The sequence below is a fragment of the Tabrizicola flagellatus genome, from assembly GCF_008271465.1.
GTDB lineage: Bacteria > Pseudomonadota > Alphaproteobacteria > Rhodobacterales > Rhodobacteraceae > Tabrizicola > Tabrizicola flagellata.
This window is the reverse complement of sequence record NZ_VMDU01000013.1, coordinates 62,400-80,665: the sequence shown is the minus strand read 5'-3', so window position 1 is coordinate 80,665 and position 18,266 is coordinate 62,400. Positions and strand designations below refer to the sequence as shown.

General features: G+C 67.7%; 13 protein-coding genes and 2 tRNA genes. 11 read left to right on the top strand and 4 right to left on the bottom strand.

Annotated features, from left to right (window positions below; all coding sequences use genetic code 11):
• The first annotated feature begins 420 nt into the window (after positions 1-420).
• Together FL625_RS14745 and FL625_RS14740 are read left to right on the top strand one after the other, a co-directional pair.
• The gene (locus FL625_RS14745; protein WP_149589433.1) at positions 421-1,419 is read left to right on the top strand and encodes an LLM class flavin-dependent oxidoreductase; all 999 of its coding nucleotides are present in this window, start codon (positions 421-423) and stop codon (positions 1,417-1,419) included.
• Positions 1,420-1,570: 151 nt separating this feature from the next.
• The gene (locus FL625_RS14740) at positions 1,571-1,978 is read left to right on the top strand and encodes a Fur family transcriptional regulator (protein WP_149589432.1); all 408 of its coding nucleotides are present in this window, start codon (positions 1,571-1,573) and stop codon (positions 1,976-1,978) included.
• Positions 1,979-2,028: 50 nt separating this feature from the next.
• Here the strand turns inward: FL625_RS14740 and FL625_RS14735 are convergent, their stop codons facing one another.
• Entirely contained in the window at positions 2,029-4,053 is a 2,025-nt protein-coding gene (locus tag FL625_RS14735; RefSeq protein WP_149589431.1) for an NADH:flavin oxidoreductase, read from the bottom strand.
• Between the two features lie 132 nt (positions 4,054-4,185).
• Between FL625_RS14735 and FL625_RS14730 the strand changes: the two genes are divergently transcribed.
• A complete protein-coding gene (locus FL625_RS14730) occupies positions 4,186-4,812 on the top strand; it encodes a TetR/AcrR family transcriptional regulator (protein ID WP_149589430.1) in 627 nt (208 codons plus the stop codon).
• A gap of 2 nt (positions 4,813-4,814) precedes the next feature.
• Here FL625_RS14730 and FL625_RS14725 read toward each other — a convergent pair whose 3' ends face one another.
• The 3 genes from FL625_RS14725 to FL625_RS14715 are packed head-to-tail and all read right to left on the bottom strand — an operon-like array spanning position 4,815 to position 10,001.
• Entirely contained in the window at positions 4,815-8,144 is a 3,330-nt protein-coding gene (locus FL625_RS14725; protein WP_149589429.1) for an efflux RND transporter permease subunit, read from the bottom strand.
• 11 nt (positions 8,145-8,155) lie between these two features.
• Positions 8,156-9,349 carry an efflux RND transporter periplasmic adaptor subunit gene (locus FL625_RS14720; protein WP_149589428.1) on the bottom strand — a complete coding sequence of 398 codons (1,194 nt, stop codon included), beginning with the start codon at positions 9,347-9,349 and terminating at the stop codon, positions 8,156-8,158.
• A 4-nt stretch (positions 9,350-9,353) separates the two neighbouring features.
• On the bottom strand, positions 9,354-10,001 hold the full coding sequence (locus FL625_RS14715; RefSeq protein WP_235019431.1) for a TetR/AcrR family transcriptional regulator: 648 nt from the start codon (positions 9,999-10,001) through the stop codon (positions 9,354-9,356).
• A gap of 128 nt (positions 10,002-10,129) precedes the next feature.
• On the opposite strand from FL625_RS14715, the gene tgt reads away from it, so the two are divergent.
• The 8 genes from tgt to FL625_RS14675 all read left to right on the top strand — a co-directional run bounded on the left by tgt (position 10,130) and on the right by FL625_RS14675 (position 18,255).
• Positions 10,130-11,260 (top strand): tRNA guanosine(34) transglycosylase Tgt, encoded by a 1,131-nt coding sequence (tgt, locus tag FL625_RS14710; RefSeq protein ID WP_149589427.1) that lies wholly within the window; start codon positions 10,130-10,132, stop codon positions 11,258-11,260.
• 172 nt (positions 11,261-11,432) lie between these two features.
• Entirely contained in the window at positions 11,433-13,829 is a 2,397-nt protein-coding gene (lon, locus tag FL625_RS14705; protein WP_149589426.1) for an endopeptidase La, read from the top strand.
• Positions 13,830-14,200: 371 nt separating this feature from the next.
• Positions 14,201-14,626, top strand: a complete 426-nt coding sequence (locus tag FL625_RS14700) for an HU family DNA-binding protein (protein ID WP_149589425.1) — start codon at positions 14,201-14,203, stop codon at positions 14,624-14,626.
• 13 nt (positions 14,627-14,639) lie between these two features.
• Positions 14,640-14,714: transfer RNA gene (locus FL625_RS14695), tRNA-Val, on the top strand.
• 90 nt (positions 14,715-14,804) lie between these two features.
• Positions 14,805-14,880, top strand: a tRNA-Val gene (locus tag FL625_RS14690).
• A gap of 204 nt (positions 14,881-15,084) precedes the next feature.
• Positions 15,085-16,314 (top strand): efflux RND transporter periplasmic adaptor subunit, encoded by a 1,230-nt coding sequence (locus FL625_RS14685; RefSeq protein ID WP_235019430.1) that lies wholly within the window; start codon positions 15,085-15,087, stop codon positions 16,312-16,314.
• 1 nt (position 16,315) lies between these two features.
• Positions 16,316-17,044 carry an ABC transporter ATP-binding protein gene (locus FL625_RS14680; protein WP_149589424.1) on the top strand — a complete coding sequence of 243 codons (729 nt, stop codon included), beginning with the start codon at positions 16,316-16,318 and terminating at the stop codon, positions 17,042-17,044.
• Positions 17,041-18,255 carry an ABC transporter permease gene (locus FL625_RS14675; protein WP_149589423.1) on the top strand — a complete coding sequence of 405 codons (1,215 nt, stop codon included), beginning with the start codon at positions 17,041-17,043 and terminating at the stop codon, positions 18,253-18,255. Before FL625_RS14680 ends, FL625_RS14675 begins: the two co-directional genes overlap by 4 nt.
• Positions 18,256-18,266: the final 11 nt, after the last annotated feature.

Below are 18,266 nucleotides of genomic sequence, written 5' to 3'. Positions count from 1 at the left end.
CGGCGCACTTGCCCAACCCAAAACCGACCACTATCAACCCCAAGGACTCTCGTTATGAACGAGGGACGACCGGGGGGCAGGTCACAAGCAGTTTAAGGGCTCATCTAAGCCCTTTCACCTGTTCCCAAATATCCCACGGGGGTCCGGGGGTGTGAAACCCCCGGTCCGCCCGGCCCATCAGGCGCACCGCCGCAAGCAACAGCACCGGACCCATCCCCATCGTAGGGTGCGCTACAGCGCACCATCCGACGGTGCGCTGTAGCGCACCCTACGCTGCCGCCAGCCACCCCGCGCAAAGCCAAGCCCAAAGCGCCTCCATCCCCCCTCCGTGGGGAGGGATGGGGTGGGGGCGCCCGCCCGACGAAACCCCTTCCCCCCACCACCCCGAATACTTACCTCTGTCCCGAACGGAGGCCGCACATGCAGCACTATTCCTACCTCGATCTGGCCCCGATCCCCGAAGGCCAGACCCCCGCCCAGGCGCTCCAATCCACCGTCGCGCTCGCCCAGGCCGCCGAGAAGGCGGGCTTCCACCGCTACTGGCTGGCCGAGCATCACAACATGCCCGGCATCGCCTCCGCCGCGACCGCCGTCCTGATCGGCCATGTCGCGGGCCAAACCAAGACCATGCGCATCGGGGCAGGGGGCATCATGCTGCCGAACCACTCCCCCCTGGTCGTGGCCGAGCAATTCGGCACCCTCGCCACCCTCTACCCCGGTCGCATCGACCTCGGCCTCGGCCGCGCCCCCGGTACCGACATGCAGACCGCTCGCGCGCTGCGTCGCCACATGGCGCAGGAAGACACCTTCCCGCAGGACGTGCTGGAACTGATCGGCTATCTCGGCGACACCCCCGGCGCCGTCCAGGCGATCCCTGGCACCGGCACCAACGTCCCCGTCTGGATCCTCGGTTCCAGCACCTTCGGCGCGCAGCTGGCGGCCTACCTCGGCCTCCCCTACGCCTTCGCCTCGCACTTCGCCCCCACCCACCTGGAAGAGGCCCTCGACATCTACCGCCGCAGCTTCCGCCCCTCCGCCCACCTCGCGAAGCCCCACGCGATGATGGCCGTCGGCGTCTCCGCCGCCGCCACGGACGAGGAAGCCACCTACCTCCGCTCCTCGCAACTCCTCGCCTTCGCGCGCCTGCGCAGCGGCCGCCCCGGCCAGCTCCCGCGCCCGACCCATGACCTGAGCGAGGTCCCCGCGCCGATCCTCGCCCAGGCCCGCTATGCGCTCTCCTGCTCCGCCGTAGGCTCCCCCGAAACCGTCCGGCGGCAGCTCACCGAACTCATCGCCCGCCATCAGCCGGACGAAGTGATGATCACCGGCATGATGCACGACCATGCTGCCCGCGTGCGCTCGCTGGAGATCGCCGCGAGCATCCTGTCAGACCTCACCACCCCCGCCGCAGCCGCCTGAAACGGCGCGAAAACGGGCTTGCCACAAGTCTTGACACCACCCTAACGGAAAATCTTAAATCATTGAAATCAAAAGAATCTCAGAGATTGTCCACCGTGGACACATCTGCGGGATTTGACCCCGTTCCCCGGTCCCGCTACCATTCGGCGCCATGAAACCGACCCCGAAACAGGCCCTCCGCGAGACCGGCGTCCGCGTGACCCGCCAGCGCGAGGCGCTCCTCAAGGTCCTGACCGAGGCCGACGACCACCCCGACGCGGCCGAGCTTCACCGCCGCGCCCGGACCCTCGACGACAGCCTGTCGCTGGCCACCGTCTACCGCACCCTCTCGGTCCTGGAACGGGAGGGGGTGGTCCTGCGGCTCGCCCTCGAAAACGGCGGCGCGCGGTACGAGGTCGCCGACGCCCCCCACCACGACCACATCGTCGATCTAGATACCGGCGCGATCATCGAGTTCCGCTCCGAGAAGATCGAGGAACTCCAGCGCCAGATCGCCGCCGAACTCGGCTACGAGATCGTCCATCACCGGATGGAACTCTACTGCCGGAAGAAGCCGTGACCCCGTCCCGGGCCTGACCCGGGACCTCGGCGGCCCCGGGCATCACAGGCTCAGACGGTCCGCACCAGCCGCAGCGCATCATAGATCGCCGCGTGGGTGTTCCTCGCCTCCACCGCGTCGCCGATGCGGAACAGCTGGAACCCCTCCACCGCCGGCTGCGGCCTCCCGTCGATCAGGGCATCGTAATCGACCGCCCCCCTGTTCCCCGAGACCGGTTTCAGCGCGAAGTAGAGGTCGGCGAGCGGCTGCGTCCCGGCGTTCACCACCACCTGATCGTGGAGCTGCGTCTTGTCGAGCTTCATGTAATCCGACCCGATCACCGCCTCCAGCCGGTTCCCCGCCCGCCGCACCGCGTCGAGCCGGTAGGTCACCGTGAAGGTCACCGCCTTGTCCTGCAGCGCGCGCATGTAGGGGACCAGGTTCATCCCCATCACCTCGGGCGAGAAGGTCCGGTCGCGCGTCATCACCTCGACCTTGCCGCCGGCCTCGGCGATCACCTGCGCCGCTTGCAGGGCGGCATGGTCCCCGGCCTCGTCATAGATCAGCACGTTCTCGCCAGGCTTGGCGTCGCCCGACAGGATGTCCCAGGCCGAGACCACCAGCTCGTTCCCTTCGGCCAGAAGCCCCGTCGTCGGCATTCCCCCCGTCGCGATCACCACCACGTCCGGCGCCTCGGCCAGGACATCCTCGGCCTCGGCCCAGGTGTTGAAGCGAAACTCCACCCCCAGCCGCTGACACTGCGCCAGCCGCCAGTCGATGATCCCGATCATCTCGGCCCGCCGCTTCGACTGGGCCGTCAGCCGGACCTGCCCGCCGGGCTTGTCGGCGACCTCGAAGACGACCACCGCGTGCCCCCGCTCTCCCGCCACCCGCGCGGCCTCGAGCCCCGCGGGACCGGCGCCGACAACGACGACCTTCTTCCTGACCCCGGCCTTCTCGATCTGGTGCGGCTGCGTCGCCTCGCGCCCTGTCGAGGGGTTGTGGATGCAGAGCGCCATGCCCCCCTGATAGATGCGGTCCAGGCAATAGGTCGCGCCGACGCAGGGCCGGATGTCGTCCTCACGGCCCTCGACGATCTTCCGCACGATATGCGGGTCGGCCATGTGGGCCCGCGTCATCCCCACCAGATCGACCTGACCGGTGGCCACCGCATGCCGGGCCGTGGCCACGTCCGGGATGCGCGAGGCATGGATCACCGGCATCCCGACCTCGACCCGGATGCGGCCTGCGAAGTCCAGGTGCGGAGCGGACCGCATGCCCTGCACCGGGATCAGGTCCGTCATCGCCGGATCGGTGTGGATCCGGCTGCGGTTGATGTTCAGGTAATCCACCATCCCGCTGTCGCGGAACAGCTTTCCCAGCGCCACGCCTTTCTCGATGTCGATGCCGCCGGGCTCCATCTCGTCCACGCCATAGCGCAGGCCGAGGATGATCTCGGGCCCGACCCGCTCGCGCACGGCGGCCACCATCTCCAGCGTCAGCCGGGCGCGGTTTTCCAGGCTGCCGCCATAGGGGGCGGGCAGACTGTTGGTCAGCGGCGACATGAACTGATCCAGCAGGTGGCCGTGGCAGAGGAACTCGATCCCGTCCACCCCTGCCGCCTTCATCCGCTCCGCCGCATCGGCGTAGTCTCGGATGATGCGGGCGATGTCCCAGTCCTCGGCCGGTTTCGGCGTTGCCCTGTGTGCAGGCTCGCGGTCGTGGGTCGCGGAGATCACCGGCAGCCAGTCGCCCTTGTCCCAGCGTGTCCGCCGGCCGAGATGCGACAGCTGGATCATCACCGCCGCCCCGGCCTCGTGGCAGTCGTCCACCAGCCGCCTCATCCACGGCACCACCTCGTCCTTCCAGACGAGGAGGTTCGAGAAGACCGGCGGACTGTCGCGGCTGACGCTGGCCGAACCCGCCGTCATCACCATCGCCACCCCGGCCTTCGCCCGCTCGAGATGGTAGAGCCGATAGCGGTCCTTCGGCAGCCCGTCATCACCGTAGGCCGGTTCGTGGCTTGTGGTGATGATCCGGTTGCGCAAGGTCAGATGCTTCAGGCGATAGGGCTGGAGAAGGGGATCTTTCGACATCGGAAGGCCTGCCTGTGGGAGGGATGGCCCGGATGCTAGATCGGCCCCGTTGCCCGTGCAAGACAAAACTCGACACATATGTCGAGTTCTTGCGGTCTTGTGTTTGAAACCGCCCCGGGCCTAGGGTGGCGCATGACGATGCAAAGACCGGAACGCGGCTGGCGGGGCACGCCCGACCTCTGGCTGGAGGCGGCCTATGACCTTCTGGTCGAGGGCGGGGTGGATGCGGTGAAGGTGATGCCGCTGGCCGAGCGGCTGGGACTGTCGCGCACCAGTTTCTACTGGCATTTCCCGGACCGCGAGGCGCTTCTGGCCCGGCTGGTGGATCGCTGGCGCGAGAAGAACACCGCCAATCTGCTGGCGCGCTGCGAGGCGCCGGCGGGGACCATCGCCGAGGCAATGCTGAACCTCTGCGACTGCTGGCTGGACGGGGACTTGTTCGACAGCCGGCTGGAATTCGCCATGCGCACCTGGTCACTGACGGATCCGGAGGTGGCCCGCGCCATGGCCGAGGCCGATTCGGTCCGGATCGAGGCAATCACCGCGCTCTTCCGGCGCTTCGGTTATGACGAGACCGAGGCCGACACCCGCGCCCGGGCCCTGTATCTCACTCAGGTCGGCTACATTGCGCTGCGGTCGGAGGAAAGTCTGGAACTGCGGCTGCACCGCATCCCGGCCTATGTGCTGACCTTCTGCGGAAAGGCCCCGACCCCGGAGGAGGTCGCGGCCTTCCGTGCCCGGCATCTTGCGCCGGCCTGAGCCTATTCCGCCGCGTGCGGTTTCGGCACGCTGCGGCCCAGGGCGGATTCCAGCACTGCCACCCGGTTCTGAAGCACCGCCACATCGACCTGGGCCCGCGCCATGCCGTCGGCCAGCACCAGGGGATCGGGCGGGGTCGGCTCGGCCTCCTTCTTGCCGATGAACCGGCCCAGGATCCACGAGAAGAAGCGCGACAGGTCGTCCATCGCCAGATACATCGAGGGCACGACGACGAGGCTCAGAACCGTCGAGACGATGATCCCGCCGATCACGGCGATGGCCATGGGCGAGCGGAACGCCCCGCCTTCGCCGACACCGAGCGCCGAGGGCAGCATCCCCGCCGACATGGCGATCGAGGTCATCACGATGGGCTGGGCGCGCTTGTGCCCGGCCTCGATCACCGCCTCGATCCGCTTCATGCCGCGGGCCCGCATCTCGATGGCGAAGTCGATCAGGAGGATCGCGTTCTTCGCCACGATCCCCATCAGCATCAGGATGCCGATCAGCACGGGCATCGACAGCGGGTTCTGCGTCAGGATCAGCGCCGCCGCCACCCCGCCGACCGACAGGAGCAGCGAGAAGATGATGGTCAGGGGTTGCAGGACCGAATGGAACAGGAGGATCAGCACGAACATCATCAGGAGAACGCCCAGCACCATCGCATTGACGAAGCTGCCGACCAGTTCCGCCTGGATCTCGGCATCGCCCGAAGGCGTGACGCGGACGGTCGCCGGCAGGTTCAGCGTGGGCAGGATCTCGTTGAAGCGGGCGGTGGCCTGATCCAGCACGAAGCCCGGCGCGATGTCGGCGCCCAGCGTGGCGACCCGCTGGCGGTTCAGCCGCTTGACGACCGAAGGACCCTCGGCCACCTCGACCGTGGCCACGGCCGACAGGGGGACGGGGCCGGCCGAGGTCATCACCTTCAGCGCCGAGATGCGGGCGAGGTTGTCGCGCGAGGCCTCGTCCAGCTGGACCCGGATCGGCACCAGCCGGTTGTCGATCGACAGCTTGCCGAGCGCGGCCGAGACATCGCCGATGGTCGCCACGCGGACGGTGCTGGCGATCTGCTGCACCGTCACGCCCAGCCGGGCGGCCTCGTCGGGTTTCGGCGTGATCTGGATCTCGGGCCGGGGCAGGGCGGCCTCGGTCGAGGGGCTGAGGAACATCGGCTCGTCGCGCAGCGCCTCCTCGATCTTCTGCACCGCGAGGTTCAGGTCGTCCTCGTCGCTGGACAGGATGTCGTAGGCAAAGGGCCGTGAGCCGCCGCCGGGGCCGCCGACCTTGAAGGCGCGCACGTCGGGAACGGATTTCAGCCGCTCGAAGACCTCGGTCTCGATCTCGTGCTGCGGGCGCAGACGGCCCGTGGAAGGGATCTCGGGGATCAGGTTGCCGACCAAGGGCAGGGTGCGACCGAGGTCGATCAGCTTGCGCTCCAGCCCGTTGTCCAGCCGGTCGAGGATGATGGTGAAGGTCGCCCGCCGGATGTCGCGGTCGCCCAGGGGGGCCGAGCCGCCGATGACGAGGACCGACTTCACACCGTCGATGTCCTTGACCGCCTCGCGCATCGCGTCGGTCGTGGCGGCGGTGTCGTCCAGCGTCGCACCGGGCGGCAGTTCGACCGAGACGACGATGCGGCTTTCGTCCTCGGGCGGGAACAGGCTGCCGGGCACTTGCAGCATGGCGATGACCGAGAAGATCACCACGATCACGGCGGCGACCAGGGTGACGTAATAGGTCGGCAGCGCGAGCCAGGGCCAGCGCTTCGACCGCCGCACCCGGGTCGTTGCGCGCACGAGCCAGAGATAGCCGCGCATGACGAGACTGTCCCGGTGGCCCTCGCCATGGCCGACCGCAGCATCCTTCGACCGCATCAGGTAGGCGGCCATCATCGGCGTGATCAACCGCGCGACCATCAGCGAGAAGATCACGGCGATGGCCACGGTCAGGCCGAACTGGCGGAAATACTGGCCCGGAATGCCGGGCATGAAGCTGACCGGCACGAAGACCGCGACGATGGTCGCCGAGGTGGCGATGACGGCAAGGCCGATCTCGTCGGCGGCGTCGATCGCGGCGCGGAACGGGGTCTTGCCCATGCGCATGTGGCGGGCGATGTTCTCGATCTCCACGATCGCGTCATCGACCAGGATCCCGGTCGCAAGCGTCAGCGCCAGGAAGCTGACCAGGTTCAGCGAGAAGCCGAGGAGGTCCATCAGCCAGAAGGTCGGCACCGCCGACAGGGGCAGCGCCACGGCGGCAATCAGGGTCGCGCGCCAGTTGCGCAGGAAGGCCAGCACCACCAGCACCGCCAGCAGCGCGCCTTCCAGCAGGGTGTGGATCGCGGATTCGTAGTTGCCGTAGGTGTAGAAGACGGAATCGTCCACCATGGTGATGGTGACGTTCGGGTGGTCCTGGCGCAGCTGGTCCACCACCTGGTTGGTCAGTTCCGCCACGCTGACCTCGGACGCCCCCTTGGCACGGAAGACGAGGAAGCTGACGCCCGGCTCGCCGTCGATGCGGGAAAAGCTCTTGAGCTCCTCATAGCTGTCGATCACCTGGCCAAGGTCGGTCAGCTTGACGAAGCGGCCCGAGGGCAGGGCGATGGTGGTGTTGGCCAGGCTTTCGACCGTGCCGCTGTCGCCCAGCGTGCGGATCACCTGCTCGCCGTCGCCCAGCTGCAGCTTGCCCGCACCGAGGTTGACGTTGGTCGCCGCGATCTGGGCGCTCACCGCCTGGGCGGTGACGCCGTAGCTTGCCAGCCGCACCGGGTCCAGCTCCACCCGGATCTCGCGGTCGGCCCCGCCGATGCGGGTGACGCGGCCGATGCCGGGGCGGCCCTGCAGCGCGCGGGTCACCGTGTCATCGACGAACCAGCTGATCTCTTCCATCGACATGTCGGGGGCCGAAACGGCGAAGGTCATGATCGCCTGCCCCTCGACGTCGATCCGGCTGACGATAGGGGCCTCGATGCCCCCCGGCAGGTCGCCGCGGATCTGGTCCACCGCGTCCTTCACGTCCTGAACCGCCTTGTCGGTCGGCACTTCCATGCGGAACTCGACCACGGTCGTGGACAGCCCGTCGGTCACGGTCGAGGTGACGCGCTTGACCCCGGTCAGGCCCGCGACGGCATCCTCGATCTCTTTCGTCACCTGGCTTTCCATCTCGGCCGGCGCGGCGCCGGACTGGGCGACCGACACGGCCACCAGCGGCACGTCGATGTTGGGAAAGCGGGTGATGGGCAGGCTGTTGAAGCTTTGCCAGCCCAGAACCATGAACAGGAAGAAGGCCAGAAGCGGTGCGACCGGATTGCGGATCGACCAGGCAGAGAAGTTCATCGCGCCTCTCCTCAGTTGCCGGGCACGGGGGAGAGGACCGGGTTGATCCGGTCGCCCGCGCGGACGAAGGCGCCGGCCTTCAGCACCACCTGGTCGCCGGCCTGAAGGCCCGAAACGATCTCGACCATGCCGCCGTCGCGGATGCCGGTGGTGACCGCGACCCTCTCGACCACGCCGTCCCGCACCCGCATGACGCTGGTGCCCTCGGGCGAGGCGCCGATGGCGGTGACCGGCACGGCCAGCCCGTCACGTTCGGCGGCGATGATCTCGGCCTCTACGAACATGCCGGTGCGCAATTCGCCCGCCTGATCGACCGCGATCCGCGCCCGGCCCAGCCGGGTCACCGGGTCGATGGCGGGTTCGACCAGCCGCACGGTGCCCTCGAGCGTGCCCGCCATGCCGACGGCGCGCAGATGGGCCTTCTGGCCGGGGACAAGGCGCAGGAGGTCGGTCTCGGACACGTCGGCCCGCAGTTCCAGCGCCGAGTCGCGGACGATGACGAACATCGGCTGCCCGGCCGCGGTGGCAATGGCGCCGATCTTGGCGTTGCGCGCGACGATCTTGCCCGCGACCGGGGCCTTGACCTCGGTCCGGGACAGCATCAGGTCCACGTTCTCCAGCCGCGCCTCGGCCAGTGCCAGCTGCGCGCGCGCCGATTCCAGCCCTTGCCGCGCCACGGTCACCCGGGCGTTCGCCGCCGTCGCATTGGCCTGCACCGTATCCCAGGTCGCCTGCGGGGCGGTGCCGCTCTGCCGCAGCTTCGCGGTCCGCTCGACCGCGCGGGCGGCCTCGGCGGCGGCGGCCTCGGCCTCGACCAGCTGCGCCTCGGCCTGGGCAATGGCCGACCGCGCGGCGGCAAGCGAGGCGGCGGCCTCGGCTCGCTGCAGGTCAAGCGTGGTGCGCGACAGGACGGCCAGCACCTGGCCCTCGGCCACCGTGTCGCCGACATCGGCCAAGAGCCGGTCGAGCGGCTGGCCCTCGACCAAGGGGGCGACCTGCACCTCTTCGACCGCGGCGATCAGGCCCGAGGCGATGACCCGGTCGGTCAGGCGGCGCGTGGCCACCTCGGCCACGGTGATCGCTGGCAAGGCGGGGGCCGCGGTGGGGGCCGAGGCGGCCTGCGCAGCGGCGGTGCCTTCGGCAAGGGCGGGTAGCGCGGGGCCGATCAGCGTCAGGGCAGCGGCAAGGATCAGGGTCGGACGCATGGGTTCAGCCTTCAGCTTTGTCATTGGATATCTCGGTCAGGATACGGTCGATCACCGCCACCACCTGGGCCGCGAGCGCAGGCGTTGCCGGGCCGCATTGGGCGGTGCGCATAGCCATGGCCTTCACCAGCATGACCAGCATCTGACATTGGCCTTCGTAGCGGCGGCAGGCGTCTTCCATGCTGCGCCGGGTGACGTTGGCAAAGATCGCGCAGAGAAAACGGGTGATCGTCTCTTCCATCTGCCGCGCCGCCGAGCCGATCTCGGGCTTGCGGATCGCGGCGGCAGTGATCTCGGCCCAGAGCTGGCCGTCCTTCATCCCTTCCTCGTCGAAATGCGCCAGGATCCGGTCACGCAGGCAGGCCATCGGCTGGTCCGAGGTCTGGATCTCGGCGAAATCGGCCTGGATCTCGGCCAGATCGTAGCTGCACATCGCCTCGACGATGGCCGCCTTCGAGGGGAAGTAGCGATAGAAGTTGCCCACGCTCATCCCGGCAGCACGGGCCAGGTCCTGCATCGAGGCGCCGTCGAAGCCCTTTTCGGCAAAGGCTTGCCGGATCGAGCCGAGGATTTCCAGGCTGCGATCTTCGGGTGCCGGTGCGGTCTGGGGCAGGGGAGGCATGGTCCTGCGGCTCTGAGAATGAACGTTCATTCACGCGAAATATAGAGATTGTCCACGACGTCAAGCGGAAATACGGGGCCGGCGAAGGAATGGATCGCTTTGTCTTCACTTTTCCTCCGATTTGACCCAAGGAAGCGGCAACGAAGGGGGCGGTCGGCATGGCGACGGGCATCAGTTTCAGCGTGAAGGCGACCGATGGCGCGGCGCGGACCGGGGTGATCTCGACCCCGAGGGGAGAGATTCGCACCCCCGCCTTCATGCCCGTGGGCACCGCCGGGACGGTAAAGGCGATGCTGCCCGAAAGCGTGGCGGCGACGGGGGCCGACATCCTTCTGGGCAACACTTACCACCTGATGCTGCGCCCGGGGGCCGAGCGGGTGGCTGCGCTCGGCGGGCTGCACCGGTTCATGAACTGGCCGAAACCGATCCTGACCGATAGCGGCGGCTTCCAGGTCATGTCGCTCGGACCCCTCCGCAAGCTGACCGAGGAAGGGGTCCGATTCTCTTCGCATCTCGACGGGTCGAAACACATGCTGACACCGGAACGCAGCATGGAGATCCAGAAGCTTCTCGGCTCGGACATCGTGATGTGTTTCGACGAATGCCCCGCCTTGCCCGCGACGGAAGCCGAGGTCGCCCGCGCCATGCGCCTGTCGATGCGCTGGGCGCAGCGGTCACGCGACGCCTTCGGCGACCGGCCGGGCCATGCGCTGTTCGGGATCATGCAGGGCGGCGTCACGCGCGAGCTGCGCGAGGAATCGGCCGAGGCCCTGAAATCCATCGGCTTCGACGGCTATGCGGTGGGCGGTCTGGCGGTGGGCGAGGGGCAGGAGGCGATGTTTGGCGTCCTCGACTACGCGCCCGGTTTCCTTCCGCAGGACAAGCCGCGTTACCTGATGGGGGTTGGCAAGCCCGACGACATCGTGGGCGCGGTGGAACGCGGCATCGACATGATGGACTGCGTCCTGCCCTCCCGCTCGGGCCGCACCGGCCAGGCCTGGACGGCGCGCGGTCAGGTGAACCTGCGCAACGCCCGCCACAAGGACGATCCGCGCCCCCTCGAAGAGGGCTGCCAGTGCCCCGCCTGCCGCGGCTACTCGCGCGCCTATCTGCACCATGTGGTGAAGGCGGACGAGATCATCGGCTCGATGCTTTTGACCTGGCACAACCTGCATTACTACCAGGTCCTGATGCAGGGCCTGCGCAAGGCGATCGCGGGCGGGCGGCTGGCGGCCTTCGTCGCCGGCTTCCATGCGCTGCGGGCAGAGGGGGACATCGAGCCCTGCTAGCGGGTGCCCCCATTCCGGCCTTGCGCCCGTTCACGCAGAGGTTCATTCTGGCGAACCAAACCGGAACTTGAATCCCCCGCCCGGGGACCACAAGTTAACACATCTGAAGACGGAGCGGGCCGGGTTGCCGATGGTCGGGACCCCGCCAGTTGCCGCGAACGAAGGTAGACATATGAGCATCCAGAGCTATCCGGTCCTGCCACTGCGCGACATCGTGGTCTTTCCCCACATGATCGTGCCGCTTTTCGTCGGACGCGAAAAATCGGTCCGCGCGCTGGAGGAGGTGATGCAGGACGACAAGCAGATCCTTCTGTCCTCGCAGAAGGATCCGACCGCCGACGACCCGCAGGCAGATGGGATCTTCCGCGTCGGCGTGCTGGCCAACGTGTTGCAACTCCTCAAGCTTCCCGACGGCACCGTGAAGGTGCTGGTCGAGGGCAAGTCGCGCGTGAAGATCACCGGTTTCGTCGAGAACCCCGCGTTCTTCGAGGCCACCGTGGAGACGCTGGCCGAGACCCAGGGTGACCCGACCGCCGTCGAGGCGCTGGTGCGCGCCGTGAGCGAAGAGTTCGAACGCTACGCCAAGATCAAGAAGAACATCCCCGAGGAGGCACTGGCCGCCGTCTCCGACACGCGCGAGCCTGCGCGGCTGGCGGACCTCGTGGCCGGCCATCTGGGCGTGGATGTCAGCCAGAAACAGGCGATCCTCGAAACGCTCGACATCGCCGAGCGGCTGGAGAAGGTCTACGGCCACATGCAGGGCGAGCTGTCGGTCCTGCAGGTCGAGAAGAAGATCAAGTCGCGCGTCAAGACCCAGATGGAGAAGACCCAGCGCGAGTACTATCTGAACGAGCAGATGAAGGCCATTCAGAGGGAACTCGGCGACGGCGAGGACGGCCAGTCCGAGATCAACGAGCTGGAAGAGCGGATCAAGAAGACCAAGCTGTCCAAGGAAGCGCGCGAGAAGGCCGAGGCCGAACTCAAGAAGCTGAAGACGATGTCGCCGATGTCGGCCGAGGCGACCGTGGTGCGCAACTACCTCGACTGGCTCCTGGGCGTGCCGTGGGGCGTGAAGTCCCGCGTAAAGAAGGACCTGCCCGCCGCGCAGAAGGTGCTGGACGCGGACCATTACGGGCTTGAGAAGGTCAAGGAGCGAATCGTCGAATACCTCGCCGTGCAGGCGCGCTCGACCAAGCTGAAGGGGCCGATCCTGTGTCTTGTCGGTCCTCCGGGCGTGGGCAAGACCTCGCTGGGGCGCAGCGTGGCCAAGGCCACGGGGCGCGAGTTCATCCGCATTTCCCTTGGCGGCGTGCGCGACGAATCCGAAATCCGCGGCCACCGGCGGACCTATATCGGGTCCATGCCGGGCAAGATCATCCAGTCGCTGAAGAAGGCCAAGACGACCAACCCGCTGATCCTGCTGGATGAAATCGACAAGATGGGCCAGGACTTCCGGGGAGACCCGGCCTCGGCGCTGCTGGAGGTGCTGGATCCGGAACAGAACTCGACCTTCGTTGATCACTATCTGGAGGTCGAATACGACCTCTCGAACGTGATGTTCATCACCACGGCGAACAGCTACAACATGCCGGGGCCGCTGATGGACCGGATGGAGATCATCCCGCTGGCGGGCTACACCGAGGACGAGAAGCGCGAGATCGCCAAGGGCCATCTCCTGCCCAAGCAGATCAAGGCCAACGGGCTGAAGAAGGGCGAATTCAGCGTCTCGGACGAGGCGCTCAACCATGTCATCCGCTACTACACCCGCGAGGCGGGCGTGCGGAACCTGGAGCGCGAGATCGCGAAACTCGCCCGCAAGGCCGTGACCGATATCCTGAAGGGCAAGGCGAAGAAGGTCGAGGTCGATCCGGCCAAGGTCGAGGAATACCTGGGCGTCCAGAAATACCGCTTCGGCCTTGCCGAGAAGGAGGATCAGGTCGGTGTGGTGACGGGCCTGGCCTGGACCAGCGTCGGTGGCGATCTCCTGCACATCGAGGCGCTGAAGCTTCCCGGCAAGGGCCGGATGAAGACGACCGGGAAACTGGGCGACGTGATGAAGGAATCGATCGACGCGGCAGCGAGCTATGTCCGCTCGATCTCGCCCCAGATCGGGGTGAAGCCGCCGAAGTTCGACACGATCGACATCCACGTCCACGTCCCGGACGGCGCCACGCCCAAGGACGGGCCCTCGGCGGGTCTGGCGATGGTGACCTCCATCGTCTCCGTCCTGACCGGGATCCCGGTCCGCAAGGACATCGCCATGACCGGCGAGGTCTCCTTGCGCGGCAACGCCATGCCGATCGGCGGGCTGAAGGAGAAACTGCTTGCCGCCTTGCGCGGGGGGATCAAGACCGTCTTCATCCCCGAGGAGAACGCCAAGGACCTGGCCGAGATCCCGGACAACGTGAAGCAGGGCCTGCAGATCATCCCCGTGAGCCATGTCCGCGAGGTTCTGGCTCAGGCGCTGGTGCGCCAGCCTGAGCCGGTGGAATGGGACGAGGCGGCGGAAGAGGCGGCCGCTGCGGCCCGTGCCGCCCAGGCCCAGCAACCGGCGCCGACCGCGCACTGAACGAAGACAGTGGACGGCGCGCCCTGTGGCGCGCCTTTTTCGTTGCGGTCGTTGATCTCGGTCGATGCAGCGCAACTCCAGACCGAGGCCGACTCGGGCCGGCGTCTCGCGATCGTCCTCGAGGGTCGCCGGCCTGCTCGTGGCGAACGGACAGCGCGTGCCGGCTGCAAGCAGACCGGACAGCAATTCGGTCCAGCGCTCGGGAAACCGCCTGCACCGTGCGAGACGGGGCCCGTCCGCGCTGCCCGAACGGGCACAGATACAGGACCCGGCCGCGGGACATTCTCGTTCTCGGCCTTCCGAAGCTGCTGGCGTGGCAGGGAAACGGCGACTAGTCTTGTGCGACCTCGCAACAGCCCGAAGAAAGCATCATGGCAGCGCGCAGCAAGGATACCGAAAAGAAGTCAGCCTCCCCGGCTAAGGCGGTCGCGAAGGGCCGGAAATCCGCCGCCAAGGCGAAACCCGGACCGGAGGCTTCGGAAAAACCCGCCCTTCGGGTGGTCGAAGCCGAGGCCGAGGCACCGCCGGCCACTGTCGGGACCGTCAAGCTGAAGGATCTTGTCGACCAGGTTGCCGAAGCGACTGGCGCCAGGCGGGCCGATATCAAGCCGACGGTCGAAGCGCTGCTGGCTGCCATGGGGGCCGCCCTTGCGACCGGGAAGGCTCTGGCGGCACCTCCGCTTGGCAAGCTCAGGGTCGTCAAGAGCAAGGGGCCGGCGCTGACCTTGAAGCTGCGTCTTGCGGATGGGCCGAAAGCTGCCGGATTGGCCCTTGCGGATGACGGGGAGGATGGCTAAAAGCCCCCGCATCGGGCGATTAGCTCAGCGGTAGAGCGCTTCGTTCACATCGAAGATGTCAGCGGTTCAAATCCGTTATCGCCCACCATCCTACTGCAAGGCGCGCCCCTCGCGGCGCGCCTTCTGCTTTCGGACGGGGCTTGTCACATCGCACGCGTCGCGCTAGGCAGCCGGGACGGGGCGGTTAGCTCAGCTGGTAGAGCGTCTCGCTTACACCGAGAATGTCGGGGGTTCGAATCCCTCACCGCCCACCATCCGGTCACAACAGCGACATTTCGACAGAAATTTCCCCGGCCGGCGTTAAATGAGGGGAGGCGGTCGCGTCGATGTGATCGGCAATGAACCCGGCTGCGCCCTGGAAGCGGCGGCTTGATCTGAAGGAGATGGCATTGGCAGACGGTGGCAGCGCTACAGACGGAACGCAGAAGCAGCGATCCGCGACGGATCCGGCTGTCGAGATGAGCCGCATCCTGTCCCGGCCGCGGCGCCGGCGCTGGCCCTGGGTGATCCTTGTCGGCGCGCTCTTGGCGGGTGTCGGCGCCTGGGCCTGGCTGTCCGGGTCGCAGACATCGCGCAGCATCCGCTATACCACCGCCGAAGTCACCCGGGGTGAGGTCATCGTGACCGTGACCGCCACGGGCTCGGTCCAGCCGACGACGCAGGTCGATGTCTCCTCGGAACTGTCCGGGGCGCTGGCCGAAGTGGCGGTCGATTTCAACGACCGGGTCGAGGTGGGGCAGGTGCTCGCAAGGCTGGACGATACCAACCTCAAGGAGGCGGTGCAGACCGCCAAAGCCCAGTTGCAGGCCGCCGAGGCCAACCTCAAGCAGGCCGAGGCTTCCGCGCGCGAGGCCGAGGCGAACCATGAGTCGCAGCTGGAACTGGACCGGCGCGGACAAAGCACCCGGCTGAAGCTGATCGCCTCGGAAGTGGCGCGCGACCGGGCGCGCGCGGCGGTGGATGCGGCTAATGCCGATGTCGCGCTGGCCCGGGCACGGGTTTCCGAGGCGGAAAACGACCTCGGGAAATCCATCATCCGGTCGCCCATCACCGGGGTGGTGCTGAACCGCGCGGCCGAGCCGGGCCAGATCGTCGCCGCCTCGCTGAACGCGCCGGTCCTCTTCACCCTGGCCGAGGATCTTGCACGGATGGAACTGCGCGTCGATGTGGACGAGGCCGACATCGGGCGCGTCGCGGTGGGCAATACGGCCAACTTCACCGTCGATGCCTTCCCGGATCGCAGCTTTCCGGCCACGATCACCACCATCCGCTATGCGCCCGAGACGACGGACGGCGTCGTCACCTACAAGGCGATCCTTTCGGTGGACAACCGGGACGGCCTCTTGCGCCCCGGCATGACGGCGACGGCCACCATCGCGGTGACGGTCGAGAAGGACGTGCTGCGGGTGCCGAATGCGGCGCTGCGCTATGAACCGCCGCGCGCGGCCGAAGACAGCGGCGGCGCGTCCGGGCGCGGGCTGGTGGGGATGATCATGCCGGGCCGGTCCTCGACGCCAAGCCTGACCCGGGGGTCCTCGGGCGGCCGGTCGGTCTGGCTCCTGCGCGACGGCGTGCCGGTGGAAGTGCCGGTCGAGCCGGGCGTCACCGATGGCCGCGTGACAGCCGTCACGGCCGAGGGTCTGGCCGAGGGCGACCAGGTCATCGTCGATCAGAGCGTGGGCGGCTGAGATGACCTCCGCCGCCTCCGATCGGCTCCCGCCCCTGATCGAACTCGTCGATGTCTGCCGCGTCTATGGCAGCGGCGAGGCCGAGGTCCGGGCCCTGGATCATGCCGATCTGGTGATCCGGCGCGGCGAGTTCGTCGCGATCATGGGGCCTTCGGGGTCTGGCAAATCGACCGCGATGAACACGATCGGGCTATTGGACCGTCCGACCTCGGGCCGCTACCTGTTCAACGGCGTCGAGGTGCAGGACCTCGACCGCGACCAGCGCGCGCTTCTGCGGCGGCATTTCCTGGGCTTCGTCTTCCAGGGCTTCAACCTCTTGCCGCGCACCTCGGCGCTGGAGAACGTGGAACTGCCGCTGATCTACAAGGGCATGGCCCGCGCCGAACGGATCGAACGCGCCCGGGCGGCGCTGGCCAAGGTGGGCCTCGAGGGACGCGAGGATCACGACCCCTCGCAGCTTTCGGGCGGCCAGCAGCAGCGGGTGGCCATCGCCCGCGCGCTCGCGGGGGATCCCATGGTGATCCTGGCCGACGAGCCGACCGGCAACCTCGACAGCCACCGCAGCCACGAGATCATGAAGCTCTTGCAGCAACTGAACCGCGAGGACGGCATCACCATCGTCATGGTGACGCATGAGGACGACATCGCGGCCTACGCCCGCCGCCTGATCCTGTTCGCCGATGGCCGGATCCGCAGCGATGCGCCCGTGCCGGAAAGGGCTTCGGCATGATCTGGGAGACGGTCCGCCTGGCATTGCTGGCGCTGCGTCGCAACAAGCTGCGCTCGGCCCTGACCATGCTGGGCATCGTCATCGGCGTTGCGGCGGTGATCGCCATGGTGACGGTGGGGCAGGGCTCGTCGCGCTCGGTCGCGGCCAGCGTGGAAAGCCTCGGCAGCAATGTCCTGACCGTGCGCCCGGGCGGGCGCAGTTTCGGGCCGCCAAGCGTTGGCGGCGCACAGGCCACCCGGCCCTTTACCCTGCGCGACGCCGATGCGCTGGTGGGGCTTTCCGTCCTGGCCCAGGTCTCGCCCACAGTCTCATCGATGCAGACCGTCGTGGCGGGGGCCGCGAATGTCTCGACCAGCATCACCGGCGCCACCTCGGCCTATCTCGATGTCAACGGCTGGACCGTCGCCAGCGGGCGCGGGTTCGACACCTCGGAAGACCGGGCCAGCGCCGCAGTCTGCATCATCGGCGAAACAGTCCGCCGGACGCTGTTCGGCATGGCCGATCCGGTGGGCCAGCAACTCCGGATCGGCAAGGTCAGCTGCGAGGTCATCGGGCTCTTGCAGGCCAAGGGCGCCGGGGCCTTCGGTCAGGACCAGGACGATCTGGTGCTGATGCCGATCCGCACCGTGCAGCGCCGTCTCCTGGGCAGCGACAGCATCTCGTCGATCTCTGTGGCGCTGACACCGGGGGTCTCGTCCCAGCGCGGCGCGCGCGAGATCGAGGCACTCTTGCGCGACCGCAGACGGATCGCCGAAGGCGCGCCCAACGATTTCAACGTCAGCGACCGCGCCCAGATTGCCGAGGTTCTGACCGGGATCAACTCGGTTCTGACGGGGATGCTGTCCTCGGTCGCCGCCGTCAGCCTCCTGGTCGGCGGGATCGGCATCATGAACATCATGCTGGTTTCGGTCACCGAACGCACGCGCGAGATCGGGATCCGTCTGGCTATCGGCGCCGAGGGGCGCCAGGTGCTGACCCAGTTCCTGGTCGAGGCGGTGGTCCTGTCACTGGTCGGCGGGATCATCGGGGTCATCGTCGGGCTGGGACTGGCCTTCGGGGCGTCGCTCTACATGGCGATCCCCTTCGCGCCGCAGACCTACGTCGTGCTCCTCGCCTTCGCCTTTTCGGCGCTGATAGGGGTAATGTTCGGCTTCTTTCCCGCCCGCAAGGCGGCACGGCTGGACCCGATCGAAGCGCTGCGCCACGAATAGCCGGGCGGGAC